At 64.6% G+C, this 18,449-nt stretch carries 22 protein-coding genes; 13 read left to right on the top strand and 9 right to left on the bottom strand.

The features are described 5' to 3' along the window. The first annotated feature begins 846 nt into the window (after positions 1-846). The 6 genes from GUI70_RS25160 to GUI70_RS15325 all read left to right on the top strand — a co-directional run bounded on the left by GUI70_RS25160 (position 847) and on the right by GUI70_RS15325 (position 5,564). A complete protein-coding gene (locus GUI70_RS25160; protein WP_306468310.1) occupies positions 847-1,029 on the top strand; it encodes a hypothetical protein in 183 nt (60 codons plus the stop codon). A 6-nt stretch (positions 1,030-1,035) separates the two neighbouring features. Further along, positions 1,036-1,164, top strand: a complete 129-nt coding sequence (locus tag GUI70_RS25155; RefSeq protein ID WP_306468309.1) for a hypothetical protein — start codon at positions 1,036-1,038, stop codon at positions 1,162-1,164. Between the two features lie 158 nt (positions 1,165-1,322). Next, entirely contained in the window at positions 1,323-2,030 is a 708-nt protein-coding gene (locus tag GUI70_RS15340) for a FadR/GntR family transcriptional regulator (RefSeq protein WP_161883194.1), read from the top strand. Then, positions 2,023-3,498, top strand: coding sequence for an ABC transporter substrate-binding protein (locus GUI70_RS15335; RefSeq protein WP_161883193.1), 1,476 nt, complete (start codon positions 2,023-2,025; stop codon positions 3,496-3,498). Before GUI70_RS15340 ends, GUI70_RS15335 begins: the two co-directional genes overlap by 8 nt. Positions 3,499-3,727: 229 nt before the next feature. Then, positions 3,728-4,672 (top strand): ABC transporter permease, encoded by a 945-nt coding sequence (locus GUI70_RS15330; protein ID WP_161883192.1) that lies wholly within the window; start codon positions 3,728-3,730, stop codon positions 4,670-4,672. Between the two features lie 13 nt (positions 4,673-4,685). Further along, positions 4,686-5,564 carry an ABC transporter permease gene (locus tag GUI70_RS15325; protein WP_161883191.1) on the top strand — a complete coding sequence of 293 codons (879 nt, stop codon included), beginning with the start codon at positions 4,686-4,688 and terminating at the stop codon, positions 5,562-5,564. 85 nt (positions 5,565-5,649) lie between these two features. Here the strand turns inward: GUI70_RS15325 and hydA are convergent, their stop codons facing one another. From hydA to GUI70_RS15305, 4 genes are all read right to left on the bottom strand, one after another. Beyond that, positions 5,650-7,023 (bottom strand): dihydropyrimidinase, encoded by a 1,374-nt coding sequence (gene hydA, locus GUI70_RS15320; RefSeq protein ID WP_161883190.1) that lies wholly within the window; start codon positions 7,021-7,023, stop codon positions 5,650-5,652. Positions 7,024-7,240: 217 nt separating this feature from the next. Next, complete coding sequence (locus GUI70_RS15315) at positions 7,241-7,915, bottom strand: amino acid ABC transporter permease (RefSeq protein WP_161883189.1); 675 nt, start codon at positions 7,913-7,915, stop codon at positions 7,241-7,243. Positions 7,916-7,944: 29 nt separating this feature from the next. Then, complete coding sequence (locus GUI70_RS15310) at positions 7,945-8,730, bottom strand: ABC transporter substrate-binding protein (protein WP_161883188.1); 786 nt, start codon at positions 8,728-8,730, stop codon at positions 7,945-7,947. 142 nt (positions 8,731-8,872) lie between these two features. Further along, positions 8,873-9,352: a winged helix-turn-helix transcriptional regulator gene (locus GUI70_RS15305; protein ID WP_161883187.1), complete on the bottom strand. Its 480-nt coding sequence runs from the start codon at positions 9,350-9,352 to the stop codon at positions 8,873-8,875. A gap of 118 nt (positions 9,353-9,470) precedes the next feature. On the opposite strand from GUI70_RS15305, the gene GUI70_RS15300 reads away from it, so the two are divergent. Both GUI70_RS15300 and GUI70_RS15295 read left to right on the top strand, forming a co-directional pair. After that, positions 9,471-10,280: an SDR family NAD(P)-dependent oxidoreductase gene (locus tag GUI70_RS15300; protein WP_202630495.1), complete on the top strand. Its 810-nt coding sequence runs from the start codon at positions 9,471-9,473 to the stop codon at positions 10,278-10,280. A gap of 29 nt (positions 10,281-10,309) precedes the next feature. After that, the gene (locus tag GUI70_RS15295) at positions 10,310-11,353 is read left to right on the top strand and encodes an aldo/keto reductase (protein WP_161883186.1); all 1,044 of its coding nucleotides are present in this window, start codon (positions 10,310-10,312) and stop codon (positions 11,351-11,353) included. 158 nt (positions 11,354-11,511) lie between these two features. Here GUI70_RS15295 and GUI70_RS15290 read toward each other — a convergent pair whose 3' ends face one another. The 3 genes from GUI70_RS15290 to GUI70_RS15280 all read right to left on the bottom strand — a co-directional run bounded on the left by GUI70_RS15290 (position 11,512) and on the right by GUI70_RS15280 (position 14,282). Continuing rightward, positions 11,512-12,132, bottom strand: coding sequence for a Crp/Fnr family transcriptional regulator (locus GUI70_RS15290; RefSeq protein WP_161883185.1), 621 nt, complete (start codon positions 12,130-12,132; stop codon positions 11,512-11,514). A 340-nt stretch (positions 12,133-12,472) separates the two neighbouring features. After that, complete coding sequence (locus GUI70_RS15285; RefSeq protein WP_161883184.1) at positions 12,473-13,363, bottom strand: histone deacetylase family protein; 891 nt, start codon at positions 13,361-13,363, stop codon at positions 12,473-12,475. A 238-nt stretch (positions 13,364-13,601) separates the two neighbouring features. Further along, positions 13,602-14,282, bottom strand: a complete 681-nt coding sequence (locus GUI70_RS15280; RefSeq protein WP_161883183.1) for a PspA/IM30 family protein — start codon at positions 14,280-14,282, stop codon at positions 13,602-13,604. A gap of 107 nt (positions 14,283-14,389) precedes the next feature. Here GUI70_RS15280 and GUI70_RS15275 point away from each other — a divergent pair, with 107 nt between their 5' ends. The 3 genes from GUI70_RS15275 to thyX all read left to right on the top strand — a co-directional run bounded on the left by GUI70_RS15275 (position 14,390) and on the right by thyX (position 16,250). Further along, positions 14,390-14,875, top strand: coding sequence for an EVE domain-containing protein (locus GUI70_RS15275; protein ID WP_161883182.1), 486 nt, complete (start codon positions 14,390-14,392; stop codon positions 14,873-14,875). After that, entirely contained in the window at positions 14,859-15,356 is a 498-nt protein-coding gene (locus tag GUI70_RS15270; protein WP_161883181.1) for a GNAT family N-acetyltransferase, read from the top strand. Before GUI70_RS15275 ends, GUI70_RS15270 begins: the two co-directional genes overlap by 17 nt. A gap of 174 nt (positions 15,357-15,530) precedes the next feature. Continuing rightward, positions 15,531-16,250, top strand: a complete 720-nt coding sequence (thyX, locus tag GUI70_RS15265) for an FAD-dependent thymidylate synthase (RefSeq protein WP_237724961.1) — start codon at positions 15,531-15,533, stop codon at positions 16,248-16,250. 13 nt (positions 16,251-16,263) lie between these two features. On the opposite strand, the gene GUI70_RS15260 is transcribed toward thyX, so the two are convergent. Further along, positions 16,264-16,737 (bottom strand): hypothetical protein, encoded by a 474-nt coding sequence (locus GUI70_RS15260; protein WP_161883180.1) that lies wholly within the window; start codon positions 16,735-16,737, stop codon positions 16,264-16,266. Further along, positions 16,734-17,288, bottom strand: a complete 555-nt coding sequence (locus tag GUI70_RS15255; RefSeq protein ID WP_161883179.1) for a TetR/AcrR family transcriptional regulator — start codon at positions 17,286-17,288, stop codon at positions 16,734-16,736. Before GUI70_RS15255 ends, GUI70_RS15260 begins: the two co-directional genes overlap by 4 nt. 95 nt (positions 17,289-17,383) lie before the next feature. Between GUI70_RS15255 and GUI70_RS15250 the strand changes: the two genes are divergently transcribed. Then, positions 17,384-18,094 carry an MBL fold metallo-hydrolase gene (locus GUI70_RS15250; protein ID WP_161883178.1) on the top strand — a complete coding sequence of 237 codons (711 nt, stop codon included), beginning with the start codon at positions 17,384-17,386 and terminating at the stop codon, positions 18,092-18,094. Next, positions 18,091-18,444 carry a YrdB family protein gene (locus GUI70_RS15245; RefSeq protein WP_161883177.1) on the top strand — a complete coding sequence of 118 codons (354 nt, stop codon included), beginning with the start codon at positions 18,091-18,093 and terminating at the stop codon, positions 18,442-18,444. Before GUI70_RS15250 ends, GUI70_RS15245 begins: the two co-directional genes overlap by 4 nt. The last annotated feature ends 5 nt before the right edge of the window (positions 18,445-18,449 follow it).

Genomic DNA, 18,449 nt, shown 5'->3' with positions numbered 1-18,449 from the left:
GACGGAAATTGTGTGAGCGGTTGAGTTTGAGCATTTGCTACCAACGGCTGAAGTACGGCACGTTTGCAGCAGCTGGATAAGGGATACGGGAATCAGCTCGGCATCGGTGATTTTTTGTGTGGGCGCAGCAATTTTGTAGGGACACGCGGTGTTGCGTGCCCTTCAGCGAGGGGGGTGACAGTCTCAGGCAGCGGCAGCAACGTCAGATCGGGACGGTGCGTATGTGCCGTCCCGATCTCATTTTTTAGACTCCGAGTCAACCTCTATTTGCACTGATAAGAGGGGGCCATTGTTCCCATTACCCCTCCGAGGGGGCTGGTCAGGCGGCGCTAAAGCTGCTTTCCTCAACTGCGTCGTGTTCCCTGCTGGCGCAGCGCCAGAGCATTTTTCCATTACGTTGCCTGAAACACCCCCCGGTCAACGCACTGTCTTGGGCAGTAATGGAAGCTCGTGGGAACGCCTGCTCGTACGCTGTCATCCCCAATGCAGTGACCAGCCCTAACGTGAGGGCCGTCTTCTGAGAGGGAGCTTGCGACCTGATACTGGTCCTCACGGCCAGCGGCTCATAAGACGAAAGATATGCTGCATGGGTGCTCCTTTGGTCCGAGCAGAAGAACGTGGACGCCTGAGGGACGCTGATCCTCAGCTTGCACTGCCGGGCGTTACCGCACCGTTAATCCTGCCGGACGACTGACGCCGGGGGGAGTGCGGGAAGTTGTGGAAGCACAATTCCGGCGGATGCACATCGGACAAAGGCGCTGAGCAGCGTCCAGATCGGCGGCCAATGGCCACACTGCCCACCTCACCCACCGGCTCACCCCCTTTTATCCGAGGTGAACTCCCGTGATGGCCGCCACTGCACCCACCACCGCCGCATTCCTGCGCCACCAACTGGGCAAGTACAGCTCCATCGTCTGCTTCAGGGCCATGATCAGCAGCGTCGAGAACACCCTCAGCCCAGACGCGAGGCCAGCCAGGCGAAGGCCGTGCCCCGGCGAAACCCAGGACACGGTCTGCGTTGGGCAGTGAGCGCAAATGCGCCTTTACCCTGAGGGTGGTCTGGGACGTGCTGGAAGCCGTCACGGGGGCGACATCCTGGGCGAGCGGACGGGTAGCGTGTTGTGCGGCGGCACCAGCGATACGTTTGTTTTCAGCGCCTGCTGAACGTCCTACCCCTGCCGCTCACCTGCACGGTGGGGGCCTTTCCCAGTGCCCTCCACCCGCCTAGACAAGAAGACCTGCCGCTGCGCCAGGACCGTAAGCTGGGTTCACACCCTATTGGTCCAACCACCGGACCTAAAATTTGAGCCTAAGGAGGCGAGATGACCGCGCAGCCGATCAGACAGCAGAAACTCACCGCCAGTGCGGCTGAAGAACTCCTGGCCCTGATTTTGCGCGGAGCATTTGAAGCAGGTCAGCGGCTTCCCCCGGAGCGGGTGCTGGCCGACCAGATGAATATTTCCCGCACCAGTCTGCGCGACGCCATCGCCCGTCTCGAAGCGCTCGGGCATCTGGAGGCGCGTCAGGGCACCGGCGTTTTCGTTCGCGAACCGTCTGCCGCCCACCTGACCCAGCCGTTTCAGGGCATGCTGATCCGGTCGCCGCAAAAACTGGTGCACTTGCTCGAATTTCGCCAGATGCTCGAGCCGGAAGTGGCGGCGCAGGCCGCTGCCCGCGCCACACCGGGCCAGATTGCCCAGCTCCGGGCCGCCCTCGAACGTCAGGAACTCGCCCGCGTGCGCCGCATCAAACTGAGTGACGAGGACCTGCTCTTTCACAGTCTGGTCGCCCAGATCGCCGGAAACGAGGTGGTGATGCTGGTGCTCGAAACCCTGCGCTCGCTGATGACCCAGTTGCGAAACCAAGTGGCGGGCGATCAACCGGAATTGACCATCTCGGAGCACCGCGCGGTGGTCGACGCGATTGCCAGCGCCTTGCCGCAGGCGGCCCGTCAGGCCATGCACACGCACATGCAGTCCGTTCGCCGTCACGCCGCCCCCCTGATCGAGCAAGGAGAAGACGATGCGTAGAGTTCACTTTCCGGTGGTTTTTCTGAGCGCTGCCCTGCTGACCAGTCTGGCCTCGGCGCAGACCCTGACGGTGGGCCTGGACGCCGACCCGCCCAAACTCGACCCGGCGCTGTCGACCGCACTGGTCGACCGCCAGGTCATGAACCAGATTTTCGACAAACTGGTGGATCTGGACGTGAACCTCAAGGTGATACCGGCGCTGGCCACGTCGTGGAAAGTGACCAACGGCGGCCTGACCTACACCTTCAAGTTGAAAAGTGGCGTGAAGTTCAGCGACGGCACCCCGCTGGACGCTGCCGCCGTCAAATACGGCCTGGACCGCAACCGCACGCTGGAAGGCAGCGCCCGCAAGAACGAGCTGAGCAGCGTCAAGGAGGTCAAGGTCATCGACGCGCAGACGGTGCAGCTCAGCTTGTCGCAGCCGTATGGGCCGCTGCTGGCGGTGCTGACCGACCGGGCGGGCATGATCGTCTCGCCCACGGCGGCCAAGAAAGCCGGGAGCGATTTTCAGAACAATCCGGTGGGCAGCGGCCCGTTTACCTTCGTCAGCCGGGTGCGCCAGGACAACATCACCCTGACGGCCAACAAGAACTACTGGGGCGGCGCGCCCAAGATCGACAAGCTGGTGTACCGGCCTTTCCCGGACGGCGACGTGCGCTACGCCAACTTGCTGTCGGGCGCGGTGCAGGCCATCACGCCGGTTGATCCCAAAGATGTCAGCAAACTCGCGGAGAACGCCAAATTCAGTGTGCTCAACTATCCCGGCATCGGCTTTCAGGGCGTCTGGTTCAACGTGACCCGCGCGCCGTTTAACAACAAGAATTTCCGCCAGGCGGTGGCGGCCACCATCGACCGCGAGGCGATTGCCAAGAGCATCTTCTACGACACCGTGACGCCCGCCGCCGGGCCGTTTCCGCCGGGCACCGCCGCCGCGTCCTCATCGATCAAGGTGCAAAAGCCCGACATTGCCCTCGCCAAGCAAAAACTCGGCGGCAAACCGCTGACTTTCACCCTGCTGACCTCGCCCGGCAGCGTCACCATCCAGCTCGCGCAGGTGTATCAGGCGATGTTCGCGCAGGCTGGCATCACCGCCAAGATCGAACAGGTGGAATTCGGCACGTTGCTCGACCGCGCCGACAAACAGGACTATGACGCCCTGATGCTCGGCTGGAGCGGGCGGCCTGATCCCGACGGCAACATCTACGACTTCTTCGTGACTGACGGCACCAACAACCAGGCCGGGTACAGCAACAAGACGGTAGACAGCCTGCTCGCCAAGGCCCGTGCCCAGAACGCCATGTCGGCGCGTGTCGCCACCTACAACGTCGCGCTGGGCACCATCATCAACGACACGCCCTACACCTGGGTCTATTTCCAGCGCAATCTGGTGGCGAGCGTCAAGGGAATGGTCGGTCTCAAGCCCATTCCAGATGGGATTTTGCGCTTCAAAGACGTGGATCTGAAATAAGGCAACAGCTTGGAAGCGGGGAGATCCCGAAAGGGCGGGGCAGACGAATTCCCGCCCTTGTCGCCGTTCTGAAAAAGCATGTGCAGAGCATTGACTGGGTGCGCTTCTGGCACAGTCATCCAAATGCGCTCTTTCGCTCCCGTTGGTTTCTGGGCACAACGCCACCGCCCGGGCCTGCCCGCTCAGTCAAGAAAGCGCTTCTTCTTCGACACATGTTCCAGGAGGTCAAGTGGCTGTTTTCGCGCTGCGCCGGTTGCTGTCGGCCATTCCCACCTTGCTGATCGTCACCCTCATCGTGTTCGCGATGGTCAAGCTGCTGCCCGGCGATCCGGCCCGGCTGATCCTGGGTCAGGAGGCCACGCCGCAGGCGCTGAGCGAATTGCGGCACTCGCTGGGCCTCAACCGCTCAATGCCGCAGCAGTACCTGCGCTGGCTCACCAGCGCCGTGCGGTTGGATTTCGGCACCAGTCTGACCGATCACAGCAGCGTGAGCGGCTTGATTGCCCAGAAATTGCCGGTCACGCTGGAGCTCTCGCTGTTTGCCATGCTGATCTCGCTGCTGATCTCGCTGCCTGCCGGGATGATCAGCGCAGTGCGGCGCAGCACCTGGATCGACCGCCTGCTGACGCTGCTGGCACTGTCGGGCATCAGCTTGCCGAACTTCTTTCTGGGCATCTTGCTGATTTACCTCTTCAGCATCCGCCTGGCCTGGATTCCAGCCAGCGGCTACACCAGCCTGGCAGAGGATCCGGGGCGCAATCTGCTGCTCCTGCTGTTGCCCGCCGTCACGCTTGGTGTCGGCTCGGCAGCGGTGCTGACACGCTACCTGCGCTCCAGCCTGAGCGAGACACTGAACCAGGATTACGTGCGAACTGCCCACGCCAAGGGTCTGGCGGCGCGGCAGGTCATCTCCAAACACGCCCTCAAGAACGCGCTGATTCCTTTCCTGACTGCTTTCGGCCTGCAACTCGGCGGCCTGCTGGGCGGGGCCGTCATCACCGAGCAGATCTTCAGTATTCCCGGCTTCGGACGGCTGCTGGTCGACGCCGTGTTCACCCGCGACCTGCCGGTGATTCAGGGCGTGGTGCTGGTCTCGGCGGTGGCGGTGTTTCTGGTCAGCTTTCTGGTGGATCTGGGCTACGCAGCTGTCGACCCACGCATCCGCTACCACTGATGGAGTGTAGATAATGACCACGACGCTTTCCAAGCCCCCATCTCCGGCCAAGCGCCGCCTGCCTGCTCCCGTGAGGCGTTTTCTGGGCAACAAACTGGCCGTCATCGGCATCGTCGTTCTCGTGATTTTCGCGGGCGCGGCGCTGCTGGCCCGGCAAGTGGCTCCTTTCGACCCGGCGCAGATCTTCTTTGCCGACCTGCGGGCCGCGCCCAGCGCCGCGCACCTGTTCGGGGCCGACGAACTGGGGCGCGACATCTTCTCGCGGGTGGTGTATGGCGCGCGGGTGTCGCTGAGCGCCGGGCTGATCTCGGTGACGCTGGCGCTGGTCTTCGGCGGCAGCATTGGCCTGATCGCTGGATACATCGGCGGCTGGCTCGACGACCTGCTGATGCGCTTTGTCGACGCGCTGCTCTCGCTGCCGTTTCTGGTGCTGGCGATTGCACTGGCGGCCATCCTCGGTCCCAGTCTGCAAAACACCATGATCGCCATTGCCATCGTGACCGCGCCCGCTTTTGCCCGGATCACGCGCGGCGAGGTGCTGTCGCAGCGCGAACGCGATTATGTTCAGGCCGCACAGGCACTGGGCGCGGGCGACGGCCGCCTGATCGTTCGCCACCTGCTGCCCAACATCAGCGGCGCACTGATCGTCCAGACCTCGCTGGCGATTGCCAATGCCATTCTGGCGGAGGCCAGCTTGTCGTTTCTGGGCCTGGGGATTCAGCCGCCCACCCCCAGCTGGGGGTCAATGCTCAACGCCGCACGCGGCTACCTCACCGACGCGCCTTGGATGGCGTTGTTTCCCGGCCTCGCCATTTTCCTGGCGGTGCTGGCCTTCAACCTGATCGGCGACGGCCTGCGGGAAGCGCTCGATCCACGTGGCCATAAGTCCTGAGGCGCGGGGGCGTGACTTAAGAGGTCATGCCTGGAGCAAGCTGACCCGGCAGACACCGCGCCAGACCAAAACCCTGTACTGCGGATCAGATGCGTTGCCGATGCAGAAACTGACCGCTGCCCCGCTCCGCCGCCAAGCGGCCTTGATCGACCACCCGGCGACCCCGTAGCAGCACCGTCACCGGCATGCCCCGGACGGCCATGCCCTCGTACAAGCTGTAATCGACGGCGCTGTGGTTGGTCTGCGCCGTGATGGTATGCGGGCGCTCCAGATCCCAGAGTGCCAGATCGGCGTCGTAGCCCGGCGCGACGCTGCCCTTCACACCGCTCAGGCCGAAGCGGCGGGCCGGATTGGTGGCGGTCAGGGCCACGAAGCGCTCCAAGCTGAAATGGCCGCCGCGTACCCCGGCCTGATGCAGCACCATCAGGCGTTCCTCGATGCCCGGCACGCCGTTGGGAATCAGGGTGAAGTTGTCTTTGCCCAGCGATTTCTGGGTGTCGAAACGAAAGGGGCAATGATCGGTGCTGATCACGCTGAGCGTGCCGTCGCCCACCGCTGCCCACAGCGCCGCCTGATCCTCCTTCTCGCGGGGCGGCGGACTGCACACCCACTTGGCGCCCTCGAAGTCGGGCCGGTCCAGATCGTCTTTGGTAAAAAAGAAGTACTGGGTGCAGGTCTCGGCGCTGACCCGCGCGCCCCGGGCCTGGGCTTCGCGCACCTGTGCCAGGGCCGGGCGGCAGCTCAGGTGAACGATGTAGAGCGGTGCGCCCAGCACCTCGGCCAGCGCGATGGCCCGCCCGGTGGCCTCGGCTTCCAGTTCGGGCGGGCGGGTCAGGGCGTGGTACTTGGGCGCCGTCTCGCCCCGCGCTATCGCCTCGGCCATCAGCACCTCGATGGCGTCGCCGTTCTCGGCATGCACCAGCGTCAGCACCCCGGCGTCGCGTGCCCGCTCCAGGCAGCGGAACATCGCCATGTCGTCCACCTGAAGGGTGTCCTTGTAAGCCAGAAACAGCTTGATCGAGGTCACGCCCTGATCCGGAAGTGTGGCAATCTCGTCCAGCACGGCCGGCTGCGGATCGGTCACGGCCACATGGAAGCCGTAGTCGATGACCGCCTGATCCTGTGCCCTGGCGTGCCAAGTGTCCAGCGCCGCCCTCAAGCTGCTCCCCTTGGGCTGGATGCAAAAGTCGAGGTGTGTGGTGGTGCCGCCCATCGCCGCCGCGACCTGCCCACTGTAATAGTCGTCGCACGTGACGGTCCCCATTGAGGGCATCGACAGGTGGGTGTGAACGTCGATGCCGCCGGGCAAAACGTGCTGGCCGCTGGCGTCGATGATCTCGTCGCCGGACTGTGCCAAATCGCGTCCCAGCGCCGTGATCTTGCCACCGTCCACGCGCACGTCGGCCTGAAAACGGCCCTCTGCCGTGACCACGGTGCCGTTGCTGATGATCAGGCTCATTCGGTTCTCCTCATCTTGGCTCCTGGGGCTTGAGTTCTTGTGCTTGCAGACTGCTTCACTCAAGTCACAATTGACGACGGGCTGCGTGGAGCTGCTGCCTGGGACCACCTCGCGTGAATCGGCAGCATGGATGAAGTGGACTGCCGCCTGCACGCCTGACCCGACACGGGCTGCCCAGCAGGGACTCGCTGAGCAGCCGGGACCGTCAGCTCCATCCTCAGCGGCTGGACCGCTGTCTGGCCTGGGCCTCGAAGCGGCTGACCAGACGCACCAGCGGAAAGAGCAGCAGCACATAGATCAGCGCCGCGCCGACCAGCGGCGTGGGATTGGCCGACAACGCCTGCTGAGAGGTGGCCTGCTGAAGCAGTTCGGGCAAGGCCACCACCGAGGCGATGGCGGTGTCTTTCATGATCGAGACGGCGTTGCCGGTCAGCGGCGGCACCACGATCCTCAGGGCCTGCGGCAAAATGACGGTGCTCATGACGTCCCAACCGCGCAGCCCCAGCGAGCGGGCGGCCTCGAACTGCCCCACCGGAATCGCCTCGATGCCCGAGCGGATGATCTCGGCCACATACGCCGAGGCGATCAGCGAAATGGCCAGAACAGCGCAGGTGAAGGCGGGCAGCAAGATCTTGACGAACGGCAGGGCGTAGTAGATCAGCACCATAAAGACCAGGAGCGGCATGGCACGCAGCACGTCGATGTAAAAGCGCACCAGTGCACGCAGCCAGCGCGGTCCGTACAGCCCCATCAGCGCCACTACCAGCCCCAGCAGGGTGCCCACAACGGCACTGACCACCCCCAGCTCGAGGGTGATCAGCAGACCGCGCAGCAGGGCCGGCAGCGCCGCACCGAATACGCCGGTGTTGAAGAAAGTGTCGAGGAGTTTCATTGGCCCCGCCTGGAATCAGTGGCGCTCAATTATTTGGGCATCGGCAAAACGGTGGCCGTTGAGGTGCTCTTCTCGGGCAGAACGCCGAACCACTTCTGGTGCAGCTTGGAGACGTAGCCGCTCTTTTTCAGAGCGTCGAGCTGGGTGTTGAACTGCGCGGCCAGCGGACTGCTCTTGTCAAACATCATGCTGTACTGCTCGCCGGTCTTGAGCCGCTGCGCCACCTTGACCCCACCCGTGATCTTGGCGTAGTACTGGAGCGCCGGAATATCGGAGATGTAGCCCTCGATGCGACCGGCCTTGAGATCGAGCATGGCCGGGTTCAGACCGGTGTACTCGCGGATCTTGTAGCCGTACTGGGCCTGGTGGGTGGTGGCCCACATCGCCCCGGTCGAGCCGGTATCGACGCCCACCGTCTTGCCCTTGAAGGCGCTGACGTTGCCCAGGGTGCTGCCGCTGGTGACCGTCAGGGACTGGTCGGAGTCGTAGTAGGGCTGTGCGAACGCCACGGTTTCCAGGCGCTTTTTCGTGATGGTGATGCTTGAAATCGCCACATCAATGCGCCCCGACTGCACCGCCGAGAACAGTCCGTTGAAGGGGGTGTTGACGATGTTGACCTTCTTGCCCAGGTTCTCGGCGATTTTCGTCACCAATTCGATCTCAAAGCCCACGTTGGCCCCGCTGGCATCCTGAAATTCCCAGGGCACGTTGCCGATGTTGGCCCCGACATTGAGCGTGTCCTGTGCCTGAGCGCGAGCTCCGAGAACCAGGGAAACCAACAACAACCCGCCGAGTACGGTCTTCGTTCGCTTCATTTGAGGTCCTTTCGAGCATATTCAAGATGGGATTTGGAGTGCCGCTGAATGCGGAGACGCTCCCTCGCCGTAAAGAAACACCTTCACATAAATGGAAGATGGCTTTAATGTGCTACAGCTTAAGGCGGCCCAGGGTCCCTGTCTACCGCGAAGCTTGGTCCGGCTGCTCAATTCTGCTGCCCCCGTTACCTTCGTCCGGTAGCCCAGCTTGGACCAGATGCGCCCTTCGCACCGCCTGCATCTGCGCTTCCACGTCGGTGGCCTCGGCGGGGCGCGGGTACTGCCCGCCGACCGGGCGGAACTGGTAGCTCCACTCGCTGATCTGGAGCAGAATCGGCAGCAGCGCCACACCCTTCTCGGTCAGGCTGTAGATCACTTTCTGCGCGTGGCTGGGGTCTTCGGCCTTGCTGACGATGCCCTCGGCCAGCAGCATCTTCAGGCGGTCCGCCAGGATATTGGACGAGATGCCCTCGTCTGAGGCCAGCAACTCGCGGAAGTGGCGCTTGCCGCCGAACATCAGATCGCGCACGATCAGCAGCGTCCATTTGTCGCCGAAGATGTCCAGGCCGAGGCTGACCGGGCAGCCGGAGCGAACGGCTTTGTCTGTGGTGTGCTCGCGCATGGGTGCCCTCTCCTTACTGGTTGCATGATCGCACCAGTTCGGATAAGGTGCAACTGGTTGTAAAACGCAACTGCTTTGGTGGCTGGAGAGTGTTCACCGTTCACCTGGAGGCTTCATCATGCAAACCTTACTCATTAACCCAGAACTGCTCGCTTCTCTCCCGACGGATTCCCGTCTGGCAGGCCAGAGAGCCGTCGTCACCGGCTCGACCAGCGGCATCGGCGAAGCGATTGCCCGCGTGCTGGCCGCGTCGGGCGCTGAAGTCGTCGTCAGTGGCCGTGACGCCGACCGTGCCCAAGGGGTCGTGGACGCCATTATCCAAGCGGGAGGCAAAGCGCACGCCATTTCCACGGATCTGGCAGGCTCCTACGACACTGTCCGTACCTTTGCGCGGGAAGTCACGGCTGCACTCGGCGGTCAGGTCGACATTCTGGTCAACAACGCGGGCGTCTATCCGGTGACGTCCACCGAGGCGCTTTCCGATGCCGATCTGGATGCCATTCTCAACACCAACATCCGCGCTCCACACGTACTGGTGGGCGTGATTGCGCCGGACATGGCGCAGCGCGGGTCGGGCCATATCGTCAATATCGGTTCGTGGATGGGCCGCGTCGGCACCGCCAACGGCGCGATGTACACCGCCTCCAAAGCGGCCCTCGAGCAGATGACCCGCAACTGGGCGGCGGAATATGGCCCGCGCGGCGTGCGGGTCAACACCGTGGCTCCCGGCGCGACGCTCACCCCCGGTAACGCCGACTTCAGCGCGGCCCTTGACGCCATGACCGCCGGAACCGTCGCGGGCCGCCCGGTGAGGCCAATCGATATCGCCTACGCGGTTCGCTTTCTGCTCAGCGACGAGGCTGCCTTCGTTCACGGCAGCATCGTGGACGTGGACGGCGGCATGAACAGCACCCGGCTCAACTTCTGATCCGTTCGTTTCGCACCAAGGGAGCAATCATGAACCTGACCAACTACCGCACGCTGGGCCGCAGTGGCCTGGTCGTCAGCCCACTGGCCCTGGGCACCATGACGTTTGGCAACGCCAGCTGGGGATCGGACGACGGCGTGTCCCAGCAGATCTTCGACGCTTATCTGGACGCAGGCGGCAACTTCATCGACACGGCCGACGTCTATTCCGGCGGGCGCAGCGAGGAACTCGTCGGTCGGTTCATCGCGGAGCGGGGCGCACGCGACCGGGTGGTACTGGCGACCAAATTCGGCTTCAATGCCGAGCGCGGGAACCCCCACGCGGGCGGCAACGGACGCAAGCAGATCTACCGGGCGCTGGAAGGCTCGCTCAAGCGGCTCGGCACCGATTACGTCGATCTCTACTGGTTGCACGTCTACGACATGGTGACGCCGGTGGAGGAGGTATTGCAGACCCTCGGCGATCTGGTGCGCGCCGGGCACATCCGGTATTTCGGCTTCTCGGACATGCCTGCTTGGTACGCCATGAAGGCGGCGACGCTGGCCCAGGTTCAGGGCGTCCCCGGCCCGGTGGCCATGCAGATGGAATACTCGCTGGTGGCCCGCCAGATCGAGGCCGAGCACATTCCCGCCGCCCGCGAGGGCAAGCTGGGCGTAGTGCCGTGGAGTCCCTTGGCAGGCGGCTTCCTGGCCGGGAAATACCAGCGGGACGCGGACAATAGCGGTCAAGGCCGCCTGAGCGGCAGCAATCCTTTCTCCGGGCCGTTTACCAAGTTCACCGAGCGCAACTGGAATATTCTGGATGTCCTGCGCGCCGTCGCTGCAGAAGTCGGGCGGCCCCCAGCGCAGGTGGCGCTGGCCTGGGCGGCGGCGCAGCCGGGCGTCACGTCTTCCCTAATCGGGGCCAGCAAACTCGCACAGCTCGAAGATAGCCTGGCCGCGCTGGAAATCAACCTGACGCTCCCGCAGCTCGAAGCGCTGGGCAGCGTCAGCTCACCAGGCCTGAACTTCTTTTCGGCGGATTTACGGCGCGTGGTCTTCGGCGGCGCCGAGGTCGAGGGCTGGCCGAACTGATCCCGTTTTCTCAGCCCGGCTGTTTAGCAGGCCGGGAAGATGCTGGACGAGGGCGGAGCCTAAATTTCGAGACGCCAAAAGCCGGAGGCCGCGAGCAAACTTGCATTCTCGCGGCCTCCTTGAAGCAGCAGTTCAGCCCGCCGCTCGGTTCAATAAAGTCAGAACAGGCCCGACTCCGCTCTGAGGGCCGCCTCATTGGTCAGGGTCAGGCAGCGGTAGGCCGGGGTGAGCAGGCCGTCGTCGCGCATCTCGCCGATCAGTTTACTCACCGATTCGCGGGTGGCCCCGGTGCCCTCGGCGATCAGTTCGTGGGTGGCGCGCACGTAGCGGTGGCCGTCGGCATGGACCCCGCCCAGGCTGCTGCCCGCCAGATTGAGCAGATACCGGGCGATGCGCTCACGCAGTTCGCCGTCCTGAATATGCACGCCGTCGGTCATAACCCGCTGGAGCTGGGCACTGAGACTGCGCGTGACTTCCCACAACTCATTACCGCCCAGGTGCTCCAGATGTAGGGGCGTGAGCACCGCATCGGTCAGGGCGATGATCTGGTGGCTGCGGGGCAGGCCGTGCAGCGCTTCCTCGCCGAAGATATCGCCGGGGCGAATGTGGCGAACCGTCAGGTTGCGGCCCTGTGAGGTCAGGCGCACCGCCCGCAGCAGCCCGCTTTCCAACCGGTACAGGCTCGGCGCGGCGTCACCGGCGTAGTAGAGGGTGTCGCCCCGGTGAAGTGGGCGGCCCTGGGGTGCGGGAGTCTGCGGGAGGGTGGTGTGCAGGGTCATGAGAGCTCCTGTGTGCGCCGGGGCGCGGTGGGGGAAGGGAGAGCGCCGGGAGGGTCTTCACCGTCGTCGTCAACGTGGGCCACCGGGGCAACAGGCTGATCGTGGCCTGACTGTACAAGGTTTGTCTAAGGTTCAAACGTGAAGTGGCCACACTCTGAAGAAGGTATGGAGGTTTCCTGAGCCGGAACCGGTCGGCGCTTCAGTTCGGTGAGGGATGAGGACGGAGCGCTTTGTGGGAAATCCCGAAACCTCGGCCTGATCGCACTTCTGTACCCCCTCTCGTCTCCAACGGCATTCCAGGTTCCTGATCCGGTTCGTCGGAAGATAGACCTTGTCTTCTTTACAACACGTCCAGCCCGTCGAGCACGACGCTGGCGTGGGCTTCGATAGTCAGGGCGTGGTCGGCGTTGTAGCCTCCGGCCAGCATGGTCACCACCGGCACGCCCGCGTTTTTGGCCCAGCCGAGGATCAGGCGGTTGCGCTCCCGTACGCCGTCCAGGCTCAGGGCAAAGCGTCCGAAGCGGTCTCCGGCCAGCACATCCACCCCCGCCAGATACAACAGCAGGTCGGGCCGGTAGGCGTCTATCGCCGGAAGCACCTGCGCGCGCAGCACCGTCAGGTATTCGGCGTCCTGCACGCCGTCGCCCAGGCCGATGTCGAGGCTGCTCACCTCCTTGCGAAACGGGTAATTGCGCTCGCCGTGCACGCTGAGGGTAAACGCGCCGCCCACGCCCCTGAGCAGCGCCGCCGTGCCGTTGCCCTGATGCACGTCGAGATCCACAGTCATGACCCGCCGCGCCAGCCCGCTTCGCAGCGCCGCCCGCGTCAGGATGGCAGCGTCGTTGACCAGGCAAAAGCCCTCGGCGCGGTCGGCGAAGGCGTGGTGGGTGCCGCCCGCCAGATTGGCCCCCCAGCCCACTTCGAAGGCGTCGTGCAAGGCCGCCAGCGAACCGCCCGCCGCCCGGCGTGCCCGTTCCACCACTGCCGCGCTCCAGGGCAGCCCGAACTCGCGGGTCTCCCTGGCGCTGACCTCGCCGCGTCGCCAGCGCCGCAACCACAGCGGATCGTGCACCATGCCCGCCGCCGCCCACGACAGATTGGGCGTGTCGAGCACCGGCAACAGTCCACTGAGGCGCTCGGCCACGCCCCGGTATTTGTAATAGGGAAAGCGGTGGCCCTCCGGCAGCGGAAACTCGTGGGCGGCGGGCGTGTAGGCCCGGAAGGCGGTCATGCCCGCAGTCTGCCGCGCCGCTGAGGACAGGGCGGTGTCAGGGCTGACAGACGGCGGCGCCTGTAGAAGGTTTGATGAACGCTCCCTTAAGTGGGATTCAGGGCCTGGCGGCAGCCCCAGAAAAGTAGATAAAGCCGCCTTCATAAAAGGAGAGGGCCAGCGCGGTCAAGTGCGCTGGCCCCGGTGGACTCGGGGTGTTCAGACGTTCATCTGCTGAGGCGGGTCAGCCCATCACATTTTACTGTCCGCCCTCCGCGCCGCCCTGCACCTTGCGCTTGAGGGCCTCGAACTCATCATCGAGCGCCTTGCCGCGCCCCATGTTGGCGAGCTGGGCGTCGATGTCGCCTTCCTCGCGTAGCTGGTGCATGGCGTTGGCCTTATCTTCCTGGGCGGTGACCTTGCGCTCCATGTCCTCGAAGGCGCTCATGGCGCTGCCGGACTTGTCGAAGCCCGACACCTTTTCGAGCGTCTCGCTGGCCTTGGCGGTCTGGTGGCGGGCCACCAGCAACTGCTGCTTACTCTCCATCTCGTCGATCTTGGCTTCCAGCGCGCGCAGCTGGGTCTTGAGCTGGTCGACCTGCGAGGTGCTGAGCTTGAGCTGGTCGTCGAAGCCCGCCGCCACGTCGGCGTGGTTTTGCTTGCGGCGCAGCGCTTCTCTGGCCAGGTCCTCGTTGCCGCCGCGCATGGCTTCCTCGGCCTTCATGCCGTATTCCTCGGAGAGTTTGCGGTTGGTGGTGGCTTCGCGCTCCAGCTTGGCTTGCTGGGCCATCGACCCGGCCACCTCCACGCGGGCCTGGTTGTAGGCGTCGCGCATATCGCGCAGGGTCTGCTCGATGATCTTGCTGGGATCTTCCGCTTTGGAGATCAGATCGTTGACGTTGGCACGGAGCAAACGGGACAGTCGGTCGAGAATAGACATGGTGGAGCCTCCTGATCTCACTGTACGAAGTGGGCCGCCCGCGAGTTGCCTGACTGAGCCTAGAATCAAGGGATGGTGAAGAAAGTCGGCACTTCAAACGGCCTGCCGTGAACTTCTGGCTGCTCAAAAGCGAACCGGAGACCTTCGGTTTCGCCGATCTGGTGCGGGTGGGGCGCGAACCCTGGAACGGCGTCCGAAATTACCAGGCCCGCAATTTCCTGCGCCAGATGCAGGTGGGTGATCTCTGCCTTTTCTACCACTCTGCGACCAGTCCGGCGGGAATCGCGGGCGTAGCGCGGGTGGTGCGGGCCGCCTACCCCGACAATCTGCAATTCGATCCGGCCAGCCTTTACCACGACGCGGCGAGTCCGCCGGAAGCGCCGCGCTGGAGCATGGTGGACGTGGCGGCGGTGGCAGCCCTGCCGCGCTTCCTGACACTGGCCGAACTCAGAACGCTGCCGGAACTCGGCAATCTGCGCTTGCTGCAAAGGGGCAACCGCCTGTCGGTGATGCCGGTTTCACAAGAAGAGTTTCAGGTGATCGTGGCGGCGGGCGGCCTGGAGCCGGAGTTCCTGAATGCCGATTCGTTTTGAGCCGCTGACATGCGCCCACCTCCCGCTGCTCACTGGGTGGCTACAGCAGCCGCATGTCCGCGCTTTCTGGGACGACGGTGAGCGCGACGGGGCGGCGGTGGAAGCCCACTACTTCGGCGCGGCACGGGATGTTCCCGGCTTCGTCTTCTTCATGGATGACCAGGCCGCCGGGTTCATTCAACGTGAGCGGGTGGGCGCGCAGCACGAATTCGCGTGCTGGGCGCTGGGCGAAACGTACGGCCTTGACCTGCTGATCGGTGAACCCGACCTAACCGGCTGCGGTCACGGTTCACAGGTGATTCGGGCCTTCATGGCGCTGACCCGCGCCGAGGTCCCGGTGAACCGGTTTCTGATCGACCCGGATACAGCCAACGGCCGAGCGCGGCGGGCCTACGTCAAGGCCGGGTTCAGCGTTCTGACTACAGTGGACTTGTTGACTTTGATGAAGCTCGACACGCCCGATCAACCGTCAGATTTGTAACGCTCCTGTAAGCTGGGGCCGCGCAGACTGAGTCATGCTGATTGCCCTGACTGTCGCTGCCGCCGCTCTCGGCCTGACACTCTCCCGACGTGCCGGACAGCGGCCCCAGCCCCGCCTGGTGCCGGTGCCGGTTCGGGTACGCCGCTGAGTTCAGGTCTGGTTTAAGCTGTGGCCGTGAATGACACTGCCCCCACTCCCGTCGCCGACCTGACCTCGCCCACGCTCTACCCACTCTCCGACGGTGTCGGCGCGGTGATGCTGGTGCAGCATGTGGGCGACGACAAGATGATCGTCAACGCGGCCAGGGTCAGCTTCGGCGGCGACTCGGACGCGCCGCTGACGGGCCGCGACGAAAAATTGATTGCCTACCTGCTCAAGAACAAACACGGCAGTCCCTTCGAACACAACCTGATCACCTTCAAGGTCGTTTGCCCGATTTTCGTGGACCGCCAATTTGTTCGTCACCGGGTTGGGGTCAGCAAGAACGAAATCTCGGGCCGCTATGTCGAGATGCAGGAACGCGACTACGCGCCCACCCAGTTTCGCAAGCAAGCGCCCAGCAACCGTCAGGCCAGCGTGGAGGACGATGGAACCCTCGACCAGCACGCCGCCCGTGAAGTCTGGGCGCACGCCTCCGAGACGGCCTTCAAGGCGTACCATCACCTGCTTGATCTCGGCGTGACCCGTGAGCAGGCGCGCGGCGTCTTGCCGCTCAGCCTCTATACCGAGAGCTACTACACCTTCAACGTCCGCAGCTTGCTTCACCTTCTCGAACTCCGTGACCACGAGGGCGCCCAGTACGAGACCCGGTTGTTTGCGCGGGCAATGGGTGAGCTGGCCCAGCCGCTCTTTCCGGTGACGTTCGCCGCCTGGCGGGCGCTGGGCTCACACTGAGCGACGCCGGGTTTCAGGTTCGCAGTAGGCCTTGCAGATACCGCTGGGTGGCGTCCAGCACCGGCCTGCTCCTGAGACAGGCCACCAGCGCCCGCGTCGCGGCGTGCTCGGAGCCGTGCAGCGCGCCGAGCAGTTCTTCCCGGATCTTGGGGTGCAGCCGCCCGCGCTCGAACAGCGCCGCCTCGATCAGATCGTCGGTGGGCAGGTCCCGGTGGCGCTCGCCGTCAAAGGTCACAGTCTGGACGACGGCCCGGCCCCGCAGGTCGCTGATGACGTGGGCCGAGAGCGGCTTCTCCATCCGCCAGGTGATCTGTTCGATGGTGGGGAGGAGCGCCTGCACCAGATTGAGCGCCAGCGAGCGCCCGTACAGCGTGATGCGGTCCTGGCACTCCAGCGGCGCGTGAAGCTGCTGCGCCAGTCGCCGCGAGAGCCGGTCACCCTCCTCGATCAGCAGGCTGCGGGCATCGTCCGACAGGGGAGAGGTCATGCGCGCTCCATCTCGTCCAGCAAAGCCGTCAGCCCCAGATCGAAGCCGCCTCTCGGCCCGCTGAGGCCGAACAGGCCGCTGCGGTCCAGCACCGCGTAGCCGTGCAGATAAGCCCACAGCGCCACCGTGCGGGTGGTGTCGTCCGGCTGTCCGCTCAGCGCACTGACCAGGTGCAGCACGATGTTCCAGAGGTTTTTGCTGGGGCTGGGCTGCGCGGCTGCCGGTGGACGCGGTGAGAGCAGCAGGCCGTAGCGGTGCGGGAAGCGCCGGGCCTGGTCCAGGTACGCCTCAGCCGCTGCCCACAGCGCTTCTCGCGGCGCTTTCCCGCTGCTGGCTGCCCGAAGAACCTGGTCAAATTCGCTGGCGGCCACGTCTTCCAGCGCCCTGAGCAGCGTTTCCCGGTCCGAGAAGTGGCGATACAGGCTGCTGGCCTGCACTCCCAGTGCGGCGGCCAGCGGGCGCATGTTGAGTGATGCCGGGCCGCCAGCGTCAAGGAGCGTCTGGGCGGCCTGAAGAATCGAGTCGGGCGTGAGTTTGGACGGATAGGGCATGGTGAACAGTGTATGTCTTGACGCCGGGCAAATGAAGGTGTACGCTGTTCGCAATAAAGACGAACGACGTTCACGTTCGTGTAAAGGAGTCCAGTATGTCTCTCACCCAGCACGGTTCACAGCTTTTCCAACTGGCCCGCTTCGGCGCATTCAACAGCTATTTCATGCGCGAGCCGCATGGACTGACCCTGATCGACGCCAACCTGCCCGGCAGTGCCCCGGCCATTCTCAAAGCGGCGCAGCAAATCGGTCTGCCGATCACCCGCATCGTGCTGACCCATGCCCACAGCGATCACGTGGGCAGTCTGGACGCGCTGCACGCCGCCTTGCCCGGCGCGGAGGTGAGCATCAGCGCCCGCGACGCCCGCATTCTGGCTGGCGATTTCAGCGTGGACGCGGGCGAGGGACCGGCCAAGCTCAGAGGCGGGCTGACGGCCACCCAGACCCGACCGGACCGACTTTTGCACGACGGAGACAGGGTCGGCCCAATGCGGGTCGTGGCCGCTCCCGGTCATACGCCCGGCCATCTGGCGTTCTACGATGAGCGCGACGGCAGCCTGATCGCCGGAGACGCCTTTCAGGTGGCGGGCGGGCTGGCGGTGGCCGGACAGTTGCGGCCTCTGTTTCCGTTTCCAGCGCTGGCGACCTGGGACGCCCGCCTCGCCGCCGAGGCCGCCGCCCGCCTGGCTGAGCTGAAGCCCTCACGGCTGGCCGTGGGTCACGGCAGGGTGCTGGAGCAGCCCACAGGGGCGATGTGGAAGGTGGTGCAGGCAGCCCAGCGCCATTCGCCGAAGCTGGCCCGGTGAACTTCAAGCCTACGATCTTCGCGGTGCAGGCCGTCAGCTTCGGCTGTGAGCTGGCCGCCCTGTTCTTTCTGGCCCGTTGGGGCTGGCGGCTGGACACGGCGCTGTGGCTGCGCGGGTTGGCGGCGGCAACGGCTCTCCTGCTGGCGGCCACAGCCTGGGGCATCTGGGCCGCTCCCCGTTCAGCGACCCGCCTGAGCGACCCGGCCCGGCTGGGTTTCGAGCTGCTGTTTTACGGGGCGGCGATGCTGGCCTTGCTGGGCCAGGGCCACACCCGCACGGCAGCAGTCTTCGGCGCGGTCGTGGCGGCCCAACTGGTGGCCTCGTTCGCGCTGCGCCTGCGCGGCTCCTGAGTGCG

This window comes from Deinococcus alpinitundrae (genome assembly GCF_009982895.1).
Classification (GTDB): Bacteria; Deinococcota; Deinococci; order Deinococcales; family Deinococcaceae; genus Deinococcus; species Deinococcus alpinitundrae.
The sequence above is the reverse complement of the archived record's forward strand: the minus strand, read 5'-3'. Positions and strand labels throughout refer to the sequence as shown.